This is a genomic window from Marinobacter xestospongiae (assembly GCF_023156385.1).
Classification (GTDB): Bacteria; Pseudomonadota; Gammaproteobacteria; order Pseudomonadales; family Oleiphilaceae; genus Marinobacter; species Marinobacter xestospongiae.
In genome coordinates, this window is the sequence record NZ_JAKZAK010000013.1 from 122,629 (window position 1) to 143,825 (window position 21,197).

A 21,197-nucleotide genomic window follows, 5' to 3' on the forward strand; every position below is an offset into this window, starting at 1 on the left:
ATGACACTCAAGTCACTGGTTGAGAAGCTCAATGAGGCGGGTAAGGAGTCGCTGGAAACGTCTGTGGGTCTGTGTTTCCAGCGCACCCACCACACCGTAGAGCTGGAGCACCTGCTGAAGAGCATGGTGCGGACCGACGATCCTGACCTGGTGGGGGTGTTCCGTCACTTTGGCCTGGATCTCGGTCGCCTGGACGCCCAGCTGGAGGCAGGCCTGGAAACCTTCCGCACGGGCAGCGGCGCTACGCCCAGCCTGTCGCCCCGGATGGTGGACCTGTTCCGTCAGTGCTGGCTGGATACGTCCATCGAGTTTGGTGAGCCCACCATGCGCGGTGCCACTCTGCTGTACAGCATGTTGAACGACCCCGCCATGGCGGCACTGGCGACCCGCAATGCCGGCGAGCTGAACGGCATTGACCCGGCCCGTCTGCTGGCCGAGTGGGCCAACATCCGGGCCTCGCTCTCCGCGGAGGAGGCCGCCGCCTCCAGCAAACCGGCCAAGGCCAAGGGCAAGAAGGAACAGCACCTGGCGCAGTACACCGTCGACCTCACGGCCCAGGCTGCCGACGGACTCCTGGACCCGGTCATCGGCCGCGACGATGAGATCCGTCAGGTGATTGATATTCTCACCCGTCGTCGTCAGAACAACCCGATCCTCACCGGCGAGGCCGGCGTGGGCAAAACCGCGGTGGTGGAAGGACTGGCGCGTCGCATTGCCGAGGGGAATGTTCCCGAGATCCTGAAGCCAGCGCGTCTGCTGACCTTGGATCTGGCGCTGTTGCAGGCTGGTGCCGGTGTGAAAGGGGAATTCGAAAATCGTCTCAAAGGGGTGATTGAAGAGGTCAAAGCCTCGGAACGGCCGATTATCCTGTTCATCGATGAGGCTCATAACATGGTGGGCGCCGGTGGCCAGGCTGGCCAGAACGACGCCGCCAACCTGCTCAAGCCGGCCCTGGCGCGGGGAGAGCTGCGGACCATCGCGGCGACAACCTGGGCGGAGTACCGCAAGTACTTTGAAAAAGACGCTGCCCTGACCCGCCGTTTCCAGGTGGTCAAGGTGGACGAGCCGGATGAGGCCATCGCCGTTCAGATTCTCCGTGGTCTGGTGCCGACTCTGGAGGCCCACCATGGTGTTGGCATTGCCGACGATGCCCTGCGGGCTGCGGTGGTGCTGTCGACCCGTTTCCTGGCCAGTCGTCAGTTGCCGGACAAGGCGGTGGCGCTGCTGGATACCGCCTGTGCCCGGGTCGCCATGAGTCAGGCCAGCGTGCCGTCGCCAGTGGAGCGGGCGCGTGCGGAGGTGACTGCCCTGGAACAGGAACTGGACCTGCTGTCCCGCGAATCCCGTTTTGGTATCGATCACAGCGCGCGCCAGGACCAGTTGGACACCCGCCTGCATCAGGCCCGTGAGTCGCTGGTTAGCCTGGAGGCCGAGTGGGACAGCGAGCGGGAGCTGGTGGCTGAAGCCGCCGGTATCAGCAAGGTCCTGCTTGACGAGGAAAATGACGACGACAAACAGCGCCTGAACGAAATTCGCGCCACCCTGGCGGAGCGGGAACAGGTGATGGTGCACTGGCAGGTGGACACCCAGCTCGTATCCGAGGTGTTGTCCGACTGGACCGGCATTCCCCTGGGCCGGATGCAGTCTGACGAAGTGGCCGGCATCCTCAAATTGGCCACCACGCTCAAGGAGCGGGTCACCGGCCAGGATCACGCCCTGGATGACATTGCCCGTACCATTCAGGTGGCCCGGGCCGAACTCGCCGACGAGAAGAAACCCCTCGGGGTGTTCCTGCTGGTTGGCCCCAGCGGTGTTGGTAAGACCGAAACCGCACTGGCACTGGCGGAGCAGGTCTACGGCAGCGAATCGAACATGACCGTCATCAACATGTCCGAGTTCAAGGAAGAGCACAAGGTTTCCCAGTTGGTGGGGTCACCTCCCGGATACGTTGGCTATGGCGAGGGCGGGGTGCTGACTGAAGCGGTACGACGCAAGCCCTACAGCGTAATCCTGCTGGATGAGATGGAGAAGGCCCATCCCGGGGTGCAGGACATCTTCTATCAGGTGTTCGACAAAGGCTCACTGCGGGATGGTGAAGGTCGGGATGTGGATTTTCGCAACACCGTGTTGCTGATGACATCCAATGCCGCTTCCGAGCACATCTCGGATCTGTACGCTGATGAACTGACTGCGCCGGAGCCCTCGGCCCTGAAGGACGCCATCTGGGACGACCTGCTGGCGACGTTCAAGCCGGCGTTCCTGGGCCGCACCGTGGTGTTGCCCTACCGGCCACTGGGCGGAGAACAGTTGCAGACCATCGCACGGATGCAGCTGGACCGGGTCTGTGAGCGGGCTCAGCGTCAGCACGGTGTGACTCTGGGTTACTCCGACGAGGTGATTGAGCGGATCGCGGACAGTGGTCACCAGGCCAGCACGGGCGCGCGAAACATTCAGCAGGTGATCCAGCGGGACATCCTGCCGAAGCTGTCGGATATCCTGCTGAATGCTATTGCCAATGATGACAAACTGTCAGACCTTAACATTGTTGTAGAGGACGAAACCTTCCAGGTTTCCTGATTGGCTAACAGAGCACAGAACAAAAGGTGGTGAGGCGTGAAAATACACATGGCGTTGCAAAAAGTCTCTGGTATTTGTTTCGCTGCACCGTTTAAAATTCTGTCGCTGCTGTTAATGTTCATTGGCGGTTGTGCCAGTCATGGCGATTATGTGTATTTATATGACGTGTATGAAGAGTACGCATATAGATTGCAGGAGCGTGACTACGGCTACATCATGGAGGATGCGTTATCCTCCTCCATGCGCAACCGGGGTCTGGAAGACCCAAAGGAATTCAGTGACTATTACCCAGTATTGTCAGATTTGCCCGATATACTGGTGAAGAAAACGGCGCACTATGAGTTGAGGGATGGCGGTTTCGGCTGCCTGACCCTGAACGGATTTGATCGATTTGATCGACCAGCTGTTATTAAGATGGAATTTAAAAGGGAGCAGGAACGCTGGAAGCTGGATTATGTTTCAGTCGATTACCTCGATTCACCAGCCGGCTTTATCGAAGCGGCTGTGTGTCCGAAACGGCGAGCATAATATCAGGGACTGGTGCTATGTTTGCATCCCCTTTGCATTGCTATCTGATGGTTGGACAGTGAGCCCAGAATCCGCGGTTCTGGCCTGATGCCGGAACTGGGATAACCATGTCCTCGTTACAGGACGTAACTTAAAACGCAAGGAGATACACATGCAAGCGAATACCTATCTGGAGTATGAAGGTATCAAGGGTGAAGCCACCGCAGAACAGTACAAGGATATGATCACTGTTCTGAGCATGGACTTTAACGTTCATCGCGAGATCTCTTCTTACACCGGTACCGCCATGGACCGTGAAGCGTCCGCTACCCGCCTGGGTGATATCACCATCACCAAGCTGCAGGACAACGCTTCTCCGGACCTGTTCAAAGAAGCCACCATTGGTAAAGGTAAGAAGGCTACCTTCTACATCACCAAGCAGGGCGAGAAAATTGAAGAAATCATGAAAATCGAACTGACCGATGCCATGATCTCCAACTACTCCGTGTCTGTTTCCGGTGATCGTCCGGTTGAGTCTGTCACCATTTCCTACACCGAAATGACCATGACTGTGACCCCGACCGACGACAAAAACAGCGTTACTGCTCCGCTGGTTTACGGCTACAGCGGCCTCAAAGGCCAGAAGCTCTGATCCAGGGTTTCCAGCCTGCAGAGGGAACCCGTGTGGTTCCCTCTGTTTTCATTCACCGAAACCAGGAAGGCGCGGCGATTCATGGGCAAGGAAAAGCAACACCACTTTCTTCAGATTCACAGTTCACTCGGTAAGGACGCGCTGGTCCTTGAGCGGCTGAATGTGCGTGAAGGCATGTCCCGTCTTTTCGAGATACGGGTTGGGTTTACCGCCAACCAGCGTATCAGTGACATGAAGAAGCACATCGGCGAAGGCGTGAGTGTCAGCCTGAAACTTGGGTCCCAGGGAGGCGGCGGCGAGCGCTACTTCCATGGCCATTTCCTGAGCATCTGGGAACTGGGCAAACCCTTGCACAACAGCGATGGCCAACGCTACGAGGCCATCATCGTTCCGCGGGCCTGGTCTGCGGCCAATCGCACCAACTGTCGGATTTTCCAGGATAAAACGGTCAAGAAGATCGTTGAAACTATCCTCGGGGAGCACTCGGTGGCGTTCAGCTGGAAGGTCAAGAAGGGCCTTTACAACTACCGCTACTGCGTCCAATACAACGAAACCGACTGGGATTTTGTCTGCCGCCTGCTGGCTCACGAGGGTCTCTCGTTCTTTTTCCAGCACGCTAATGGCTCCCATACCATGGTCATCACCGACCATGAGAAAGCCTATCCCAAGGCTGCCGAAGGGTCCGTCGTGTTCTGTTCCCGACCGACCGGATCGGCCCACATCTCCAGCTGGTATGCCGGCTTCAAGGCCACCGCCAACTCCATCATTGAGCACGGCTTTGATTTCGAGACCCCAAAACAGAAGGTCAAGGACACCAGTAATGAGAAAGTCCCCGGCGGACCTTTTGGTTCCCGGGAACTGTTCGGATATTTTGGCGAGGATCGTCCCATCAAGGACGGCGCCAGCCTTGCGGCCCTGCATCTCAAGGGGATCGCCCAGGAATCGGAAAGCTATCGGGCAGTGTCGGACTATCGCTCTTTCGGCGTTGGTCTGAAGTTCTCATTCAAAGAACATGAGGATGAGATCCCGCCCCACAACGAATTCGTGATCACCGAGATTGCCATTGAAGCGTCGGTACCCCTCAATGCCGACAATCAGCCGTCGATGGGCAATTTCTTTTACACCAACAGCTTCCGCTGTGTGCCCACCAAGGCGCCCTACGTCCCCCGCAAGCTGCCCAAGCCGATGGTGCCGGGGCTGCAGACCGCGACTGTTACCTGCGCGCCGGGGGAAGAGATCTACGTTGACGAGCATGGCCGCATCAAGGTGCAGTTCCATTGGGACCGGGAAGGCAAGTACGACCAGAAGAGTTCCTGCTGGATTCGTGTCGCCCAGTCCTGGGCCGGTGAGAACTGGGGGGCCCAGTTCATCCCCCGGGAAGGCCAGGAAGTGTTGGTGGAATTCCTCAGTGGTGATCCGGACCTGCCACTGATCACCGGTTCGGTCTACAACGGCAAGAACAAGATGCCGTACGAACCGTTGTCGAAAAAGAACATCTCCGGCTTCAAGACCCGCTCCACCACCAAAGGGGGCGGCGCCAACTACAATGAGATCAGTTTCGACGACACCATTGGCAAGGAGTTGCTGCTGGTCCACGCCGAGAAAGATCACGAGCTGACGGTAGAGCACGACCAGACCGACGACATCAAGAACGATCGCACCACCGAAGTCGGCAATGACGATACCTTGACCGTCCTCAACAACCAGACCGTCGACATAACGGGTGACCAGAAGGTCACGGTGGGCAAGACCATCACCGTTGAGGCCGGCCAGAGCATCACCCTGAAGACCGGCGCGGCCAGCCTGACCATGGAAGCGTCCGGGGCGATCTCCATCAAGGGCACCAGCATCAGCGTGCAGGGCACCACCATTGACATGAAAGCCGCCAAGATCAGCCTGAACTGATCCTGGCGGCCATGGCTAGGGAGTTTTGCCATGCTGGAAACCCTGCTGGAACAGCGCCAGGCGCTGTTCAACAGCCATCAGGCGCCACTGGCGTTGTTACGACAGCTGGACCGACGGCTGCTGTTGTGGTGTGAACACCACCCGGATACCCGTCAGCCGGCAATCTGGCCGCTGACCGACGGGGCCATCGACAGCGGCCGTTTGGCGCTGTTGTGGCTGGAGACCAACGCTCGCCTGCAGCCAGCGACCCTGGACACCCTGCTGGCGGAGCTGAAAGACAGTTTGGACCAGGACACCGTGACGGCGGTGCACTGGCAACTGGCGGCCTGCCACAGTGGCGTGTCGCTGCCGGCCGAGGGGATGGTCGCTGAGGCGGCGCCGACGCCGGAAACCGACCTCTGGTCGGTGATGGCCCTGGCGCGTCGGGGGCTTGAGGCGGACTGCCCCTCGCCCTGGTGCGAATGGTTGGCGGCTCTAGAGGCCCTCCGCGCCGGTGAATCGGTGGCTGGAACACGGGAGTTGATGCCTCGGTTGTGGCTGGTAGCACAGACGGTCTGGCCGATGTGGTTCTATCCGCTGCTGCTTGCAGCGCAGGAAGAGCAGCGGCCGACCTTGGTGAACTGGCTGACGGGCCACGTTGACGGCACCGATGTGATCGAGGCCATGGGCGCCTCTGGCTGTGCCCAGTTTGAGCCCTGGTTGCAGGAACTGGCGGAACAGGGCGGCCCCGACGCGGAGGTGGCCGCCACAGAACTGGAAGGGTTGCAGACCGAGGGTGATGATCCCACCGGTCTGCGATTGCGCCAACGGCACTGGTGGGCCAACTGGGCGGGACTTGAAGGCGCGCCCTGGTCTTTGTTCGGCGGCCACTGGTAGACCGTTACCCCGCCCCTTGTCTGTGCCCAGGGATAACCGGGTGTCTGAACACCGGGGCGGTTGAAACAGGGGAGATCGGACAGTGAGCTGGCAACTGGTCAAATTGAACGGCGAGATCGCCGGTGTGGCCATCGCCGATTGGTTGACGGCAGGGTTTGATCTGCCCGAAGACCAACCACCCGCGCCGGCTGAAAGCGCCGGTGACGCCGATGATGGCCTGCTGTCCCCTGAGTGGCTGCGCAGCCGCCTGGACACGCGGCTGGCGACCTGGCTGATACTGCCATCGACAGAACAATCCCGGCGGGAACACTGGCAGGCGGCGCTGGCCGATCTGCCGGTTCAGGTGAGTTTCGGTAGAGCCGGCCTGGCGCTGGCTCTGAGCGCACTGCGCACCCATGACCGGCCGACCCGGCTGATGGCCGCCGATCAGATCGACGGACGCCAGTGGTTGTCGCTGACATTGGCGCCTGGCAAGCAGGGCGTGACGATTCAACACAGTGCGATGGATGGTCGGCTGGCGGGGCACAATGACCTGACCTCCCTGCTGGCCCAGGCCCAGATGGCGGAGCCCACCATCGAGGTGCTGGTGTGCCCGGACTACCCCCGGGATGCCGGTCTGGAGCGGCTGATGCCATTTCTGGCGAGCCTGACCTCCTGGAGTCGGCCCGAGTTGCGTTGGGAATTCCCGGAGCAACTGTTGCCACCCTGCGGTGTGGTCGGTGCGATCTGGGGGCTGTACTGGTTGTTGGACGGCTACCGCCTGGGGGACTGGCATCGTCCCGGTGCCCTGCTGAGTCTGGATGAGCACAGCCCGCTGGCCGGAGTGACGGTGGTGGCGCCGGTCCAGGGCAGCGGTGCTCCGGCGTTCGGGCCAGCGGCCCTGGATGCCCCCGCGCTGGGTGACGCGACACAGGATGACGAGGCAGCGGAGGCCGCACGTTACGGCTGAAGGCAAGCTGAAGGTAATAGTAACCGAACCGCAGGCCGTGACAATCAAGGGAGCATGAGGTGATGAACCTGCAGTTAACAGGGAGTGTCGGGTGCGGCGGTGCGAATCGCGCCCAGGATGTACGATTGGTACGGGCCCTGGTGAACGTTCACCGCCGGGCCCGGTCCCAGGCGGCGTTGCCCATCGAAAGTACCGCCGGCCATGAACTGGATGCGGCCATTGCACGCTTCCAGAGTGATCGCGGCGTCAGTGTGGCCTCAGGCCTGGTTCGTGCCGGCAGCCAGAGCTGGACCTGGCTGCTGGAAACCCTGGCAGCCTCCCGGACCCGTCAGCCGGTGGTGGCGCCGGGTCAGGGACGCCTGACCTGGGAGGCGGAAGGCCAGGAAGGCGGGCGCTACCACAGCCGCATTCTGCACGTGCCTTCGGCGTCATCCGGCCTCACTATCGGCCGTGGTTACGACCTGCGCGAACGGACCCGTGCTGAAGTCACCCGGCAACTGGCGGCGGCTGGCCTGGCGGCCAACCGTGCCAACACCCTGGCAGGCGCAGTGCGGTTGTCCGGCGCGGCGGCGGAACAGTTCATCATCGACAACGACCTGCTGGATTTCGAAGTAACGCCCGCTGTCCAGTTGTCGCTGTTTGAGACGGTTTACAGCGAGATGGAACAGGATGTGATCCGCATCTGCGGCAAGCAGGATGTGCTGGAGCGCTATGGTCCAACCGATTGGGCCGGCCTCGATGGCCGTATCCGCGACACCCTGGTGGACCTGCGGTTCCGTGGCGATTACACCGGCACCACCCGGCGCCAGGTCCAGCCGCCGGTGGTGGCCAACGACCTGGCTGCCTTCCGTCAGGTGCTGGGCAACGCCAGCCTGTGGAGTAATGTACCGGCGGACCGCTTCCAGCGCCGGGTGCGCTACCTGGCGTAAGGGGGCGGCCATCGGACACTGCGGTTGGCGCGGTGAAACGGCAGAGACGAAGGAGCTTGAGGGATGCAACGGTGGTGGCTGTTAGGGCTGTTGATAACCCCCCTGTTGGTGCAGGCCGGTGGTATGGAGCCACCCCAGGTGGACGGTCGCGCCATGGACGTGGGCGTAACCCGGTATCAGGGTACCCTCTGGCGTTTTGTCCGCTTCAACACCGAGACCGACTACCCCTGCCTGAGGTTTGAGGCCATCGACCCGGATCGTGGATGGCAGATCAGCGCCCGGCAGGACGTCTGCGACATCGCAGTATCAGACGGTGAGGTGGTGGATTTTCGTGACACCGCCTACACCGGTTTTTCCGCCATTGGCTTCAACCGGGAGCTGGGCGGGTTTGAATTTGACGTGGAGTACATCCGGCGCGCCGCGCCCGGGGAGCAACGGCTGGCGTGCAGCCTGCCGGTCACCCGGGACGGCCGTTTCGGCAAACTGACGTGCCGATAACCGTGTGCCGCCCGGAGGCGGCACCGACCGGATGTCATATCGCAGTGAATTAAGGCAGGGATTGCACAGACATGGCCAGTCACATCGAGATCGTGCGAAACGATGGCACCTACTACATAGCACCGCCGGACTCCGTTCAGGGTTCGGATACTACCGAGATTGCGGACGGTTCCGGTTGCTGGGATTCCTGGTTACGGGAGCGGTTTGGTGAATCCCTGGATGCCAACCACAGTCAGTGGACTGGGCTGTTGGAGGCGAATGGCCTTCCTGCTCATCTGGCCAACAATGCCACCCAGCTGTTTCCGCACGTTGCAAGGCTGGTGTACGAAGGCAAACTGGTCATCCGCCGCAAACCGGCGGACAAACTGTCTCCCGGGGTAGGCGGCGGCGACACCGCGGGATGCACTTCTGCGCGTACCTCTAGTAGTGGTGGCGGCGGATCATCTGGCTCTGCCAAGGGGTCAGGCAGCACTTCCTCGTCCACCAATGAAGATGATCCGGGGGCAGCCAGCGGTGAATCGCAACTGCAGGGTGACCCGGTAGCGCCGGTAACCGGTGAGGAAATCCTCGACATCGAGGATTTCGTGATCGACGGCCCCATGCCGCTGGCCTGGGTTCGGCGCTACCGTTCCGGCTATTGCGATCGCCAGCTTGGTCTGGGCGCCGGCTGGGCCATGCCGGGCCTGCGGCGGATCGATCTCGATGACGACCACCTGTGGGTGCTCGACGACGACGCCCGTTCCCTCAAGCTGGATTTCCTCAAGCCGGGTGAAATGACCTGGCAGGTGCACACCGGATTGCGCTTGGAGCGTCGCCGGGACAACCGCATGATCCTCACCGAGGCTGACGGCCGGGCCTGGATTCTGGCCACCGAGGACGGCAGGACCTGGTGGCCCACCAGTGTCCAGAACCTCACCGGTCAGCAGTGGCGCTTTCGTTACGATGCCGCCTTCCGCCTGACCCGTATCCAGCTCAATCCCCAGGTATCCGTGGTACTGCGCTATGGCAAGAGCGAGCCTAGCCTGGTACGGGAGCTGCGTCTGGAACGGGGTGACGAGAGCCGGCTCCTGGCCCGGTATGCTTACGATGAACACGGCAACCTGGTGCGTGCCGAGAGCGACCACGGCACCGAGCAGTACCAGTACGCCCAGCACCTGCTGACCCACCGGGAACTGCCCACCGGTTACGCCTTCCTCTTCGAGTGGCAGGGCCAGGGCCGTCGCGCCCGCTGCCTGCGCAGCCGCGGTGACCAGGGCCATCACGACTTCCGGTTTGACTACCAGCCCGAGCGCTACCTGACCCAGGTGCACGATGCCCATGGCCATACCCAGGTCTTCCATTACGACGACAGCGGTCGCATCATCGCCCGTCAGGACCCGGACGGCGGCGTCTGGCAGTGGGCCTACGACGGCCTGGGCCGGCTGATGCAGGAAGCCCGCCCCGATGGCGCCACCACCCGTCACGTGTTCGATGACAAGGGCCGCAAGGTCGAGACCATCGAACCGGACGGCCGCAGCCACTGCTGGCACTACAACGAGTTGGGCTTCTGTATCGCCGAGCAGTGGCCGGACGGCCGCACCCTCACCCGCCAGGTGGATCTGGCCGGACGCCTGCAGAGCGAACAGCGCGCCGACGGCAGTCGCTGGCACTACCATTACGACGCCGATGGCTGGCCCAGCCGTGCCACCAGTGATACCGGCGAGACCGTGGACCTGGGCTGTGGCAATACCGGCGAGGTACTGGCCAGCGCCCGCAATGGCCTGTTGCAGCGGTTTGCCTTCCACCCGGACGGCCGCGTCGCCGGCCGGCTGGAGCAGGACCTGGTCACCGAGTACGACTACGAGGGTCAGCGCCTGCTGGCGGTCCATCAGTACCCGGAGCAGGCGCCGGACCAGAAGCGCAGCCGCCAGTACCGGTACGACAGCGCCGGCCGTCTGACCACCTTTATCAACGCCCAGGGCGACCAGCACGGTTACGAGTATGACGATCTGCTGCGGCCCACCGCCTACCGCCGTCCTGATGGCCACCGGGTCCGTTACCAGTACGACCTCAGCGAACGCCTGACCGCGATTACCCGGGCCGATGGCCAGCAGTGGCAACTGGGCTGGAACGCCGCCGGCCAGGTCGACCGCTGCGCGGCCCCCGATGGCCGCGATATCCGTTTCCGCTACAACGCTGCCGGCCACATCACCCACCGCGAACACCCCGGCCTCTGGGTCCAGCACACCGAGCGGGACCCGGCGGGCCGGGTACTGAGCCAGACCAGCCAGGGCCGGGACCGCAAGGCGGTCAGCCGCCATTACCGGTACGACGCCTTTGGCCGCCGCAGCCACGCCAACTGTGCCGACCGCAAGTTGCGCTGGCAATGGACGCCCCAGGGCCAGGTGGCGGAACACCACCAGGATCACCACCGCCTTGCCTACGGTTACGGCCCCGGTGGCCGGCTGGAACGCATGGACCTGCCCGACGGCACCCAGGTCCACTATGGCTACGACGCCCAGGGCCGCTGGGATACGTTGGCGGTGAATGGCGACACTCTGATCGAACGCACCCTGGACACCCAGGGCCGGGAAACCCAACGCCGCGCCGGCAACAACCGCCAGAGCCAGCTTCACGACCGCTACGGTTGCCTGATCAAGCGCAAGTGGCAGGGCCAGACCCAGGCCACCCGGCGCTACCGCTGGGACCAGGAGTCGCGGCTGGAAGTCGCCAGCGACAGTGACACCGGCGACACCCGCTACCGCCGGGACGGCCAGGGCCAGTTGGTGCAGGAAAACGACACTGTCTACCACTACGACCTCGGCGGTAACCGGGTACCGGAGGGCGGCGTGGTCGAGAACGACCGCCTGCTGCGCACCGCCAGCGACCGCCGCGAGTACGACGCCCTGGGCGCGGAAATCCGGGTGGTGGGCAAGACCACCGAACACCGCCAGTTCGACGGCGAAGGCCAGCTCATCGAAGTACGGCGCCCGGGCCTGAGGGTCACCTACGGCTACGATGCCTTAGGCCGCCGGGCCTGGCGCAAAACCGAGGCTGGCACCACCACCTACCTGTGGCACGGGGACGTGCTGCTTGGCGAGCAGAGCCCCCAGGGCCAGTGGCAGTGGTATCTCCGGGACCCGAAAACGGATGAACCATTACTTACCCTGATTGACGGCGAGCCCTGCTTCTACGAACTGGACTGGCGCATGATGCCCATCCGCCTGTGGAGCCGTGCCGGGGAAAAGCTCTGGCAGGCCAACGCCAACGCCTGGGGCCAGTGCCAGCCGGACACCCCGAAAGGCCACATCCACCAACCCATCCGCCTGCCGGGGCAGTTTGAGGATGAGCTGACGGGGATCGTGCAGAACCGGTTTCGGGAGTATGAGCCACAGGTGGGGCGTTATCTTTCGCCCGACCCCATAGCTTGGGATGGAGGGCTCAACAGTTATCGGTATACAAAGAACCCAGCCGACTTTGCAGACCCCTTGGGGTTGGAACAGAAGAGTTTATCGGTAGCTGATGTAGATGAAGCGTTCAGTAGTGGAAACGAAGATGCTGTCTGCTTGGAACCTTTAAGCGCACTTTTAGGATATGGCGGTGCCGGTCGTGCTCCCGTTACTGTTAAGTTTGTCGATTCTAGAGTGGTGCTGTCGCCACAAACGGCCACTCAGACTGCAGGTCGTTTGGGACTAGGAACCGCGCTTGCAACCGTGGCGGGTGCGGTCACGACGGCGGCAGGTGTGGTGTCACTGGCGATGGGGCCGGCGCCTGGGTTGAGGTTCAAAGAACCGCGTATCGAAACTGTTGAGGCCCCGGACGGAGCTACGCTGGAAGCCTGGACTGTCAAACCTCTCACCTTGGATCAGAAGAGTGGGATGGTTAGGGAGCATATGAACCGGCAGTATCGCGCAGCTTACCTTCAAGAGCAGGCGTCAGGTACTTGCACTGGAGACTTGCCGGATGCTGCGCGAGACTATTTCGAGGCTGAAAAGTTGCTGCATTCGCCGCTGGAAAGTCCGTTGGAAACGTTGCAGGAACAGGCTTACAATGACTATCTTGCTAATGGTGGCACGCTCTCGCAACATGAGTGGCTAGGGCAAGGTGGAGGGGAAGTTCCGGTTGTTTCTGGCAGTTTACTTCGTCAGCCAGTCAAGTCATTTACTCGACCCGATCAAGCCTTCATTGATGATAAGTTGGCCTCGGTTCCGCCCAAAGATCGGGAGTTGCTATCAGCTTATATTGATAAGGTTTATTCAAATAGAAACTGGAAATGGGATGATATAGATCCTAATTTGTCTGAGTATAAACGAAGCAAGCTAAGAAATAAGGCTAGGTCTTTGGGCTTGGTTCCAGAGATTCAAGTTGATAAAGAGACAAAGTTTGCTGACTTTGATGATTACGCAATTGTAGATACTGTGTTGCCTGAAGAACTTCATAAGGCAAGTGATGCTCAGCAATTTAGATATCTTGATGAACTTATTGGAGGAAAACAAGAAGGCTATACTTGGCATCATCATCAAGATTCTGGGCGTATGCAATTGTTGCCGTTGGGGCTTCATAAAATAGTTGGCCATAAAGGTGGAAGATCCCCTGGTCAATGGGCAGAAGGTGATAGATGATTATGGAATTGAATTATGAAATGGGGCATCGCTATGGAGAGCGAGAGTCTCTGGATCAAGCTGAAGCTTTATCAAAACTAGATGCACTTATAGAGGAGCTTTTTGATGAGTTTCATTCCGAGCCAGATGACGAGCATAGGCAAGTCTATGTTTTAGAAGGGAGTGGTAGTTCCCTTACTGCGTTTGTTGATGGTTACACTGTCTTGGAATATCAAGAGGCTGGCTCGATTGCAACTCTCTATCGGACTATAGAATCTGAAAAGGCCTTGAAGAAGGACTTTGTTGATTTTATTTTGACGGGTCTGAAAGTTTTAGAAGATCGTGATTGGGTTTCAGAAAAAGCAAAGCTTGAATTGATTTCCCCTAGTATTTTTAGGTCTAAGGGGGATGGAAGTGGTTATCCATTGCATGAGGCTGCATATAGAGGGGATTTGGGTAGGGTCAAGCAATTGGTGTCTCTAGGGTGTGATGTAGATCTTCAGGACTCTGATGGTGCAACCCCTATAATGCATGCCATTGTGGAAGGTAACTATGATGTTGTTAAGTATCTTGTTGATCATGGTGCCGATCTTTCTATCAAAGACGATGATGGTTGTGATGTATTCGAGCTATCAGAGTGTTTCCGAGAAATAGGTATTTTATTAAAGGGTAAAGTTCGGCACTGAATGTAGGTGATAGGGTAAGTCCAGATTTATTCTGCTATCGGAGAAGTGCCGGGAGCTGTCCTTACAGAAACCAACAGGCTACTAGCCCGGTTTCTCATGGCGGATAAAAAAGCGGCTGAAAGTGTTACGATGTCAAGTTCCTACATGCAAAATCATCGCCAGCACCCGCTTCCAGAATGGTACTTGGACCTTCTCGCCACTTGCACGTCGCTAGGTTTAGGCCGATTTCTCCGGAGGCCACATCACCTTCAATGCTTGATTACTGCTGCTACAGGAAAACCGCGGAAAACCGGGACAGATATATTTTTCACTTGCCTGCTGGGAGGGCATCGGTACCCGGAGCAGGATCGCAGCCGTCGGCGTCTAGTCTTGTTCGTTTAGGTATAGGTTCTGTGGCTCGCCACCCTATGGCGCTTAGTTTCTTGCTGGTTAACGATCAGGGCGTACTTGTGCTGGTAGGCTCTTTACACCGCCTTTGGGTAGCAGGTGATGCTATGGCCCAACACCAACCTTGAACAGCCCGCTTTCCTCATCCATCTCCACCCGCACCTCATCCGGACCAAACTGATACAGATACTCTGGCACCTCTTTTCCCTCAAACCGCCGCTGCACGAAGTCGTACACCTGGGGCTCGAGGATCGGCCCGGGGTAGAGGTAGCCTTGGGGGGTGCCTGCTTTTATGAACAGCACTGAGTAGGGCGGTGCGGTGACGTTGAGTTCAATGGGGATGTCGGGATTGGTCTGCTGTGAATCCAGTTCGAAGAAGGCCCAGTCGTCACCGGCGTTGGTGGCGAAGTCGTTGAGGTAGTAGGCGAAGTCGCCGTAGGTTTCGTCGGTGTCGCTGGGAGTGGCGTCGATGGTGACGACGATGGCCTTGCCAGCGGACCAGGCCTCGGCCAGCGGCGTGTGGGTGGTATCGGCCTGGGCGCAGGCGCTGGTGAGCAGCGCCAGGCCGAGGGTGATCAGGGAGCGTAGTAGGGCCATGATTACTCCAGGTTCTTCAGCGGGATTGGCAGGTTATTGGTGATGGTGCGCTGGTTGAAGAAGAACTTGAAGCCGTAGGCGTCACCGTATGGGTTCAGCCGCTTGTCGAAGTGGGGCGTGTCCGGGTTTGAGAAATCCCCGCCCCAGCGGTAGCCGGCGGTCTTCAGGTCGCTGATCAGGTTGGTGGCGCCGTCGGTCTGGCGGCCGGCGGCAAAGGTGCGGCTGTTGTTCCAGTTGTTGCCATCGACGATGTTGCAGTCAATGGCATGGCCGATCAGGTGCTGGGAGCGTGTGGCGGGGGTGACCACCGCGCCGGAGACCGGCACCCCGTTCACCCGGAAGGCCTGGTTCAGCACCAGTTGCACCGAGCGTTCGCCGGCTTTGGTGTTGGCGGTGGTGATCAGGTCGGCGGCGGCTGAGGCCACCACTACGTCGTTGTCCCGGACCGAGGCGTGGCTGAGCACCCGGAAGCCATCACCGACTTCCATGTGGTCGAGCAGGGCGCTGTCCAGCCTCACCAGGTCGCCGGTGCTGGCGTAGCTTTGGTCCAGCCAGCGTTCAAGCTCGCTGGCGGTCTGGCTGTCCACTCGGCCGTTTACGGCCTGGGTGACATTGCGGGTATCGGTCACCAGGGCCTGGTTGAACCGGCGATAGGGGTGCGCGGTGAGGCACCACTGGAACATCTTTACCGCCTGCTCGGTGCCGGGGCCAAATTCGCCGTCGATAATGGACAGGGGGATGTCTACGGCCACCAGGGCTTCCTGCAGGGTGGTGACATGGTTGCCGGCGTTCGGCCGTTTGTGGCCGCCCCAGGTCTGCTGCTTGTCGCTGTCGCCACGCTTGAGTTCGAACGGGCCGAAGGGGGAAGGCGTTGCCATCGGATGTCCTTATCTGTGTCAGTACCTCGGTGGCGTGACCGGGGCACGGGTTGGTTGAATCTTCCTTGGGGCGGACGTTAAGGGCCGCCCGAAACACTGTCAATGACGGCTTTGGTGACATATTGCTCCGCCAAACAAAGCGTTGTAGCGCGCCGTTTGAAGGTCGCGACCGCAGGAAATAGGCGCTAAAGTGGCAGCCTTTTCCAGATCGCGCCGCAGGGAGGTCGAGCAATGTCGTTGATGGGAGTGATTCTTGGCACGCTGGGGCAGTTGATGCTGGCCTTTATGTTGTTCATGTTCAGTGTGTTCATGGGCGCCGGTGCTGCCAATACCACCGAGTTGCAGCCATGGCAGACGGCGCTGTTGAACGGGGCCATCTATGCCCTGCCAGGGCTGTGTGTGCTGACGGCGGCGGGGGTTATTGTGAGTTACCTGGCGGGCGCTGAGAGTTCACAGTATCACTGGTACTGGCTGCCGGTGGCTGTAGCGGTGTTTTATGGCGTTTTTGTCGGCCTGTTGACGGGCCGTTAAGGATGGAGGCGCGGAATCGGAACCGATGGCGAGGCATCCCTGTGGATTGGAACCGTGTCACATTTTCGGTGCTGATTACAAAACGTCACACTGGGGTATACTGGCTGCTTTGGTATGGGAGCGACGTTTGCAGCGATGTTGCTATTTTGCCGTCATGGAATGGTAATTGACAGTGGCGGGGCGCTTGGATAACTTTTGATTCGAATTTAGCCAGGTATTGGCTTTTTTGTTCAGGGATCAGGAACATGTATGTTTTCTTAACATGTGCAATGCGTGTTTTGAATACCTGCCTGCACAGGCATAGCGATGATGTTTGCGCCTGCCTTCCCCCGATAAAAAGCCAGCCTGCCCCGGGATGGTGTTGTCTTGATTAAACGCATTTGGATTCCACTTGTCATTGTGCTGGCTGCTGCAACAGCGACTGGAGTATACGCAGGGATGTTCAGTTTTCTGAAAAAGTACGACGTGTTGCTTTTCCCGTCTGTGGAAGGGCGCCTCACCAATCAGGGTGAACCCCTGGCGGGCGTGGAAATCATCCGTGAGGCCACCTACGACGAGGTCGAGGCCGAAACGGTCGAGACCGACGCCGAGGGCCGGTTCTCATTCCCGGAGTGGACAACCCGCTCAAACACACCTGGTAAGCCTCTGATCGAGGCCCGCCTTCGTCAGGTGGTGGCAGCTAAATATGAAGGCGAATATTACATCCTATGGCAATACACAACGGACCGGATTGACGAAGAACCGGTGATCTCGGATCTGTTGAAGAATCTGGATTGTGATATAGCGAATGAAGAGATCGATCACTATTTCCCAATCCCGGATAACCCGCAGTTCGACCATATTATTGGCAGTATCTGTCGATGGAAAACGTCATCATAAGGATATGTTATGCAAGCATTATCGCCTAGGCTGGCCTCTGAGCTGGCGGATCTTGTGTATGAGATCCAGTCTCCAAGCAGTATTCCGAACCTGGGGCTGAAAAAGAGCCAGGAACTGAAGTCCGCTTTTGATATCGATCTGTCCAATGGCCCGGTGACCGGGACCACGGGTGGTTTCTTTGGGCTGTTCTCCAAGACCTCCGGCTTTGCGCTGGTGGGGCATGGCAAGAACCAGTTCCAGGGCCAGCACGTGGTGGCCATCCGGGGTACCCAGGACGGTCACGACTGGCTGACCAACGGCAACGTGGGTTACTCCACCTGCGCCAGCGGTTCCACCGTGCACGCCGGCTTCAACGAGGCGTTCGAAAGCATGAAGGGGGCGTTCGAGTCCCTGCTGTCACCGCACCTGACCGGCACGGACAGCCGCGGCGTGCATTGTGTAGGTCACAGTCTGGGTGGCGCCCTGGCGTCGCTGACGGCTGACTGGATCAAGGATCGTTACCGCAAGCCGGTCAACATCTACACCTTTGGTGCGCCCCGGGTCGGCCTGGAAGGCTTCGCCCAGCACACCACCCACGCCGCTGCCCGGCTGTACCGCTGCACCCACGGCGCCGACCCGGTGCCCAACGTGCCGCTGTGGCCGTTTATCCACGCGCCGGCCAACGGTTTTGAGTACCGTCTGGACAACGGCTCCGGGATCGCCATCGACGCCCACGGCATGGGCAAGAACAAGGTGCCGGGCTACCGCAACACCGCCAACACCTCAGACTGGAGCCGGTTGCATCAGGCCTCTCTGGACTTCCTCAAGCAGCCGGTGCGGCTGGACTACGAGCGTCGTCACGAGGCGTCGTTCTCCGCCTACTGGTCCGAGCGGATTTCCGCCGCGCTGATCACCCTGCTGAAGGACGCCGGTTACTACACCGCCGTGCTGGCCCAGGCTGCCGTCAGCTCAACGTTGACCTTCTACGACCTGCTGGCTCGTACCATTGAGCAGGTGGCGCAGTCTTCGCGGGAGTTGGCGGACCAGGCCCGTGGGTTGCTGGGGCACATGCTGGCGTTTGCCCGTGTGGCGGTCACCGCGGTGGTGGAGCTGACCTTCAGCTTTATCCGCTGGGTGTTCGACAAGACCGTTGGTGCGCTCTACCGCGCCGTTCGTGAAGCCTTGCAGCGGGCCTGAGCCCGCTGCCGGAAAAGGATAGCCGCCGATGCTTTTCGACGATGCCTTCTACCTGCGTGACGAGCTCAACCAGAGACTGGTGTTCACCAAGGTACCCCGGTTGGACGAAACCGGACATCCGGTGCAGGAAGCCTTCCTGCCCAGCGTAACCTATGCCCGGGAGGCCCTGGCCACCATCGTGGATGCGGCCCAGGACCCGTTTCACAATGTGATGGTGGAGCTATGGCTGCATGTCCATGGCAAGCCCTGGGCGATTCCGGATACCGGAGACCAACTGATCAAGGACATCGCTGACAAGATCGGTTCCGGCGAGCTGTTCGTGTACCGCGAACGCTAGCCCAGGCTCACTGCCGGCCCCTGGTCACCCTGGCCCGTTACTGGTGTGGAAACGCTGGTAACGGGTTTTTTGTGTTTGGGATTGTAGATAGCTGGCGTTGTGGCCTGGTGGGGGTATGGAGTGTTGCTAGCGATCGCCATCGGGCGCCAGGTCGGACTGAACATCGAACTGGTGGATCTGGAACGGTGCGCTGTCCCGGTCGGCCGGCTGAGCCAGGGTGATGCCCAATTGGGCGCGGCCGTGGCGGAACTGGCCCAGCAGTGAGAATCGTAGCAGGTCGAAGTGCTGAGTCCCGATGGGGATGTCGGCGTGGCCACCCACGTACTGCAGTTGGCTGAAGGACTCCAGCGGTCCGAGGCGGGTCAGTAGATCGCGCAGGGGCTGGCCCTGAGGGCTTTCGAGGCGGTCTCGCAGCGGCGCTGTCAGTATCGGTGCAAGGTCGGCGGGATCACCGGTCAGGACTGCTGGCAGCCGTTGCTCAAAGTACGGCTGGGCAATCTCCACGTTGCGTGAGGACTGGATGCCGAACCATACGGCGACCGCTACCACCAGAACAAGGGCGGCAAGGCCAAGGCGGATCAGCCAGGTCATCAGGGTTTTGGTCATGGGGAGATAAAAAAACCGCGGCCGGTGGCCGCGGTTTTCCGTTGGCTCAGTCGGCGAGCTTCGGTCCGGCCGCCACGATGGCGTCGGAGACGTCGAACTTCTTGAAGTTGTCGACAAACTGGCCGATCAGCTCCTGGGCCTTGGCGTCATACTCGTCGGCGCTGCTCCAGGTGTTGCGTGGGTTGAGCAGCTGGCTGTCGACGTCCGGTACGCTGGTCGGCACTTCCAGGTTCAGGGTCGGCAGGTGCTCGGTCTCGACGTCGTCGAGGTCGCCGTTCTGGATCGCGCTGATGATCGCGCGGGTGGTGGGGATGCTGAAGCGCTTGCCGGTACCGTAGGCGCCGCCGGTCCAGCCGGTGTTGACCAGGAACACCTTGCTGCCGAACTCGTCCATCCGCTTCATCAGCAGCTCGGCGTAAACGCCTGCCGGACGCGGGAAGAACGGTGCGCCGAAGCAGGTGGAGAAGGTGGATTTCAGCTTGGAGGAGGAGCCCATCTCGGTGGAGCCCACCAGCGCGGTGTAGCCGCTGAGGAAGTGGTACGCCGCCGCTTCCTTGCTGAGGATGGACACGGGCGGCAGCACGCCGGTCATGTCGCAGGTCAGGAACACAATGTGGGACGGCTCGCCGGCACGGTTCTCCAGAACGCGCTTCTCAACGTGTTCCAGCGGGTAGGCGCAGCGGGAGTTTTCGGTCAGGGAGACGTCGGTGTAATCCGGCTCGCGGGTTTCCTCGTCGATGGTGACGTTCTCGACGATGGCACCGAAGCGGATGGCGTCCCAGATGATCGGCTCGTTCTTCTGGCTCAGGTCGATGCACTTGGCGTAGCAGCCGCCTTCGATGTTGAAGACCGTGCCCGGGCCCCAGCCGTGTTCGTCGTCGCCGATCAGGAAGCGCTCAGGGTCGGCGGACAGGGTGGTCTTGCCGGTGCCGGACAGGCCGAAGAACAGGCAGGTCTCGCCATTCTCGCCAACGTTGGCGGAGCAGTGCATCGGCAGTACGTCTTTTTCCGGCAGCAGGAAGTTCTGTACCGAGAACATCGCTTTCTTCATTTCACCGGCGTAGCGCATGCCGGCCAGCAGCACCTTGCGCTTGGCGAAGTTGATGATCACGCAGCCATCGCTGTTGGTGCCATCACGCTCCGGATCACACTGGAAGCCGGCGGCGTTGAGGATCTGCCACTCCTGCTTGTCGGCCTGGTTGTAACTCTCCGGGCGGATGAACAGGTTGCGGCCAAACAGGTTCTGCCAGGCGGTTTCGGTGGTCATGCGAACCGGCAGGTAGTGCTCGGGGTCGGAGCCGACGTGAACGTGAGACAGGAACTGGTCCTTCTCGGCGATGTAGGCTTCCACGCGGTCCCAGAGGGCGTCGAACTTGTCGGCGTCGAACGGGCGGTTGATGGGGCCCCAGTGGATCGCGTCCGCGGTGCTGGGCTCCTCAACAATGAAGCGGTCCATGGGAGAGCGGCCAGTACGCTTGCCGGTCTTGACCACCAGTGAACCATTGGCCGCCAGTTGGCCTTCGCCTCTTTCCAGTGCCAGCTCGACCAGTCGTGCTGCGCTCAGATCAGTATAAGTGTTGCTCACTTCGACCTCGCCCTCGGGGTGTCTTCGTGATCACTCGGAATACCGGTCTGCACGCTGTGCCT

At 60.3% G+C, this 21,197-nt stretch carries 18 protein-coding genes; 14 read left to right on the top strand and 4 right to left on the bottom strand.

The window, feature by feature from the left end; genetic code table 11:
* The 10 genes from tssH (at position 1) to MLD24_RS10990 (ending at position 14,159) form a co-directional block, all read left to right on the top strand.
* Positions 1-2,577, top strand: coding sequence for a type VI secretion system ATPase TssH (gene tssH / locus MLD24_RS10945; protein WP_425562362.1), 2,577 nt, complete (start codon positions 1-3; stop codon positions 2,575-2,577).
* Between the two features lie 36 nt (positions 2,578-2,613).
* Complete coding sequence (locus tag MLD24_RS10950) at positions 2,614-3,105, top strand: hypothetical protein (protein ID WP_227172763.1); 492 nt, start codon at positions 2,614-2,616, stop codon at positions 3,103-3,105.
* 151 nt (positions 3,106-3,256) lie between these two features.
* A complete protein-coding gene (locus tag MLD24_RS10955; RefSeq protein WP_248166642.1) occupies positions 3,257-3,736 on the top strand; it encodes an Hcp family type VI secretion system effector in 480 nt (159 codons plus the stop codon).
* Positions 3,737-3,817: 81 nt separating this feature from the next.
* Entirely contained in the window at positions 3,818-5,641 is a 1,824-nt protein-coding gene (locus tag MLD24_RS10960; protein WP_227172761.1) for a type VI secretion system Vgr family protein, read from the top strand.
* A gap of 30 nt (positions 5,642-5,671) precedes the next feature.
* Positions 5,672-6,517: a hypothetical protein gene (locus MLD24_RS10965; RefSeq protein ID WP_248166643.1), complete on the top strand. Its 846-nt coding sequence runs from the start codon at positions 5,672-5,674 to the stop codon at positions 6,515-6,517.
* A gap of 82 nt (positions 6,518-6,599) precedes the next feature.
* Complete coding sequence (locus MLD24_RS10970; protein ID WP_248166644.1) at positions 6,600-7,466, top strand: hypothetical protein; 867 nt, start codon at positions 6,600-6,602, stop codon at positions 7,464-7,466.
* 62 nt (positions 7,467-7,528) lie between these two features.
* Positions 7,529-8,395: a lysozyme family protein gene (locus MLD24_RS10975; RefSeq protein ID WP_248166645.1), complete on the top strand. Its 867-nt coding sequence runs from the start codon at positions 7,529-7,531 to the stop codon at positions 8,393-8,395.
* A 63-nt stretch (positions 8,396-8,458) separates the two neighbouring features.
* A complete protein-coding gene (locus MLD24_RS10980; RefSeq protein ID WP_248166646.1) occupies positions 8,459-8,893 on the top strand; it encodes a hypothetical protein in 435 nt (144 codons plus the stop codon).
* A 71-nt stretch (positions 8,894-8,964) separates the two neighbouring features.
* Positions 8,965-13,494, top strand: a complete 4,530-nt coding sequence (locus tag MLD24_RS10985; protein WP_248166647.1) for an RHS repeat-associated core domain-containing protein — start codon at positions 8,965-8,967, stop codon at positions 13,492-13,494.
* The gene (locus MLD24_RS10990) at positions 13,491-14,159 is read left to right on the top strand and encodes an ankyrin repeat domain-containing protein (protein WP_248166648.1); all 669 of its coding nucleotides are present in this window, start codon (positions 13,491-13,493) and stop codon (positions 14,157-14,159) included. Before MLD24_RS10985 ends, MLD24_RS10990 begins: the two co-directional genes overlap by 4 nt.
* A gap of 492 nt (positions 14,160-14,651) precedes the next feature.
* Here MLD24_RS10990 and MLD24_RS10995 read toward each other — a convergent pair whose 3' ends face one another.
* Positions 14,652-15,143 carry a hypothetical protein gene (locus MLD24_RS10995; RefSeq protein WP_248166649.1) on the bottom strand — a complete coding sequence of 164 codons (492 nt, stop codon included), beginning with the start codon at positions 15,141-15,143 and terminating at the stop codon, positions 14,652-14,654.
* Positions 15,144-15,145: 2 nt separating this feature from the next.
* Entirely contained in the window at positions 15,146-16,021 is an 876-nt protein-coding gene (locus MLD24_RS11000; RefSeq protein ID WP_248166650.1) for a M15 family metallopeptidase, read from the bottom strand.
* A gap of 231 nt (positions 16,022-16,252) precedes the next feature.
* Here MLD24_RS11000 and MLD24_RS11005 point away from each other — a divergent pair, with 231 nt between their 5' ends.
* The 4 genes from MLD24_RS11005 to MLD24_RS11020 all read left to right on the top strand — a co-directional run bounded on the left by MLD24_RS11005 (position 16,253) and on the right by MLD24_RS11020 (position 18,944).
* Positions 16,253-16,552, top strand: a complete 300-nt coding sequence (locus MLD24_RS11005; protein ID WP_248166651.1) for a hypothetical protein — start codon at positions 16,253-16,255, stop codon at positions 16,550-16,552.
* 366 nt (positions 16,553-16,918) lie between these two features.
* Positions 16,919-17,431 carry a carboxypeptidase-like regulatory domain-containing protein gene (locus MLD24_RS11010; protein ID WP_248166652.1) on the top strand — a complete coding sequence of 171 codons (513 nt, stop codon included), beginning with the start codon at positions 16,919-16,921 and terminating at the stop codon, positions 17,429-17,431.
* Between the two features lie 9 nt (positions 17,432-17,440).
* Positions 17,441-18,607, top strand: a complete 1,167-nt coding sequence (locus tag MLD24_RS11015; protein ID WP_227172748.1) for a lipase family protein — start codon at positions 17,441-17,443, stop codon at positions 18,605-18,607.
* A 28-nt stretch (positions 18,608-18,635) separates the two neighbouring features.
* Entirely contained in the window at positions 18,636-18,944 is a 309-nt protein-coding gene (locus tag MLD24_RS11020; RefSeq protein ID WP_248166653.1) for a hypothetical protein, read from the top strand.
* 126 nt (positions 18,945-19,070) lie between these two features.
* Here MLD24_RS11020 and MLD24_RS11025 read toward each other — a convergent pair whose 3' ends face one another.
* Positions 19,071-19,550, bottom strand: coding sequence for a hypothetical protein (locus MLD24_RS11025; protein WP_248166654.1), 480 nt, complete (start codon positions 19,548-19,550; stop codon positions 19,071-19,073).
* Between the two features lie 46 nt (positions 19,551-19,596).
* Positions 19,597-21,135 carry a phosphoenolpyruvate carboxykinase gene (locus MLD24_RS11030; protein WP_227172745.1) on the bottom strand — a complete coding sequence of 513 codons (1,539 nt, stop codon included), beginning with the start codon at positions 21,133-21,135 and terminating at the stop codon, positions 19,597-19,599.
* Between the last annotated feature and the right edge of the window lie 62 nt (positions 21,136-21,197).

Coding starts and splice junctions, on each gene's coding strand:
- MLD24_RS10965 (WP_248166643.1), top strand. CDS start 5,672: ATGCTGGAAACCCTGCTGGAACAGCGCCAGGCGCTGTTCAACAGCCAT.
- MLD24_RS11000 (WP_248166650.1), bottom strand. CDS start 16,021: ATGGCAACGCCTTCCCCCTTCGGCCCGTTCGAACTCAAGCGTGGCGAC.
- MLD24_RS11015 (WP_227172748.1), top strand. CDS start 17,441: ATGCAAGCATTATCGCCTAGGCTGGCCTCTGAGCTGGCGGATCTTGTG.
- MLD24_RS11025 (WP_248166654.1), bottom strand. CDS start 19,550: ATGACCAAAACCCTGATGACCTGGCTGATCCGCCTTGGCCTTGCCGCC.
- tssH (WP_425562362.1), top strand. CDS start 1: ATGACACTCAAGTCACTGGTTGAGAAGCTCAATGAGGCGGGTAAGGAG.
- MLD24_RS10995 (WP_248166649.1), bottom strand. CDS start 15,143: ATGGCCCTACTACGCTCCCTGATCACCCTCGGCCTGGCGCTGCTCACC.
- MLD24_RS10975 (WP_248166645.1), top strand. CDS start 7,529: ATGAACCTGCAGTTAACAGGGAGTGTCGGGTGCGGCGGTGCGAATCGC.
- MLD24_RS10980 (WP_248166646.1), top strand. CDS start 8,459: ATGCAACGGTGGTGGCTGTTAGGGCTGTTGATAACCCCCCTGTTGGTG.
- MLD24_RS10990 (WP_248166648.1), top strand. CDS start 13,491: ATGATTATGGAATTGAATTATGAAATGGGGCATCGCTATGGAGAGCGA.
- MLD24_RS11020 (WP_248166653.1), top strand. CDS start 18,636: ATGCTTTTCGACGATGCCTTCTACCTGCGTGACGAGCTCAACCAGAGA.
- MLD24_RS10960 (WP_227172761.1), top strand. CDS start 3,818: ATGGGCAAGGAAAAGCAACACCACTTTCTTCAGATTCACAGTTCACTC.
- MLD24_RS11005 (WP_248166651.1), top strand. CDS start 16,253: ATGTCGTTGATGGGAGTGATTCTTGGCACGCTGGGGCAGTTGATGCTG.
- MLD24_RS10955 (WP_248166642.1), top strand. CDS start 3,257: ATGCAAGCGAATACCTATCTGGAGTATGAAGGTATCAAGGGTGAAGCC.
- MLD24_RS10985 (WP_248166647.1), top strand. CDS start 8,965: ATGGCCAGTCACATCGAGATCGTGCGAAACGATGGCACCTACTACATA.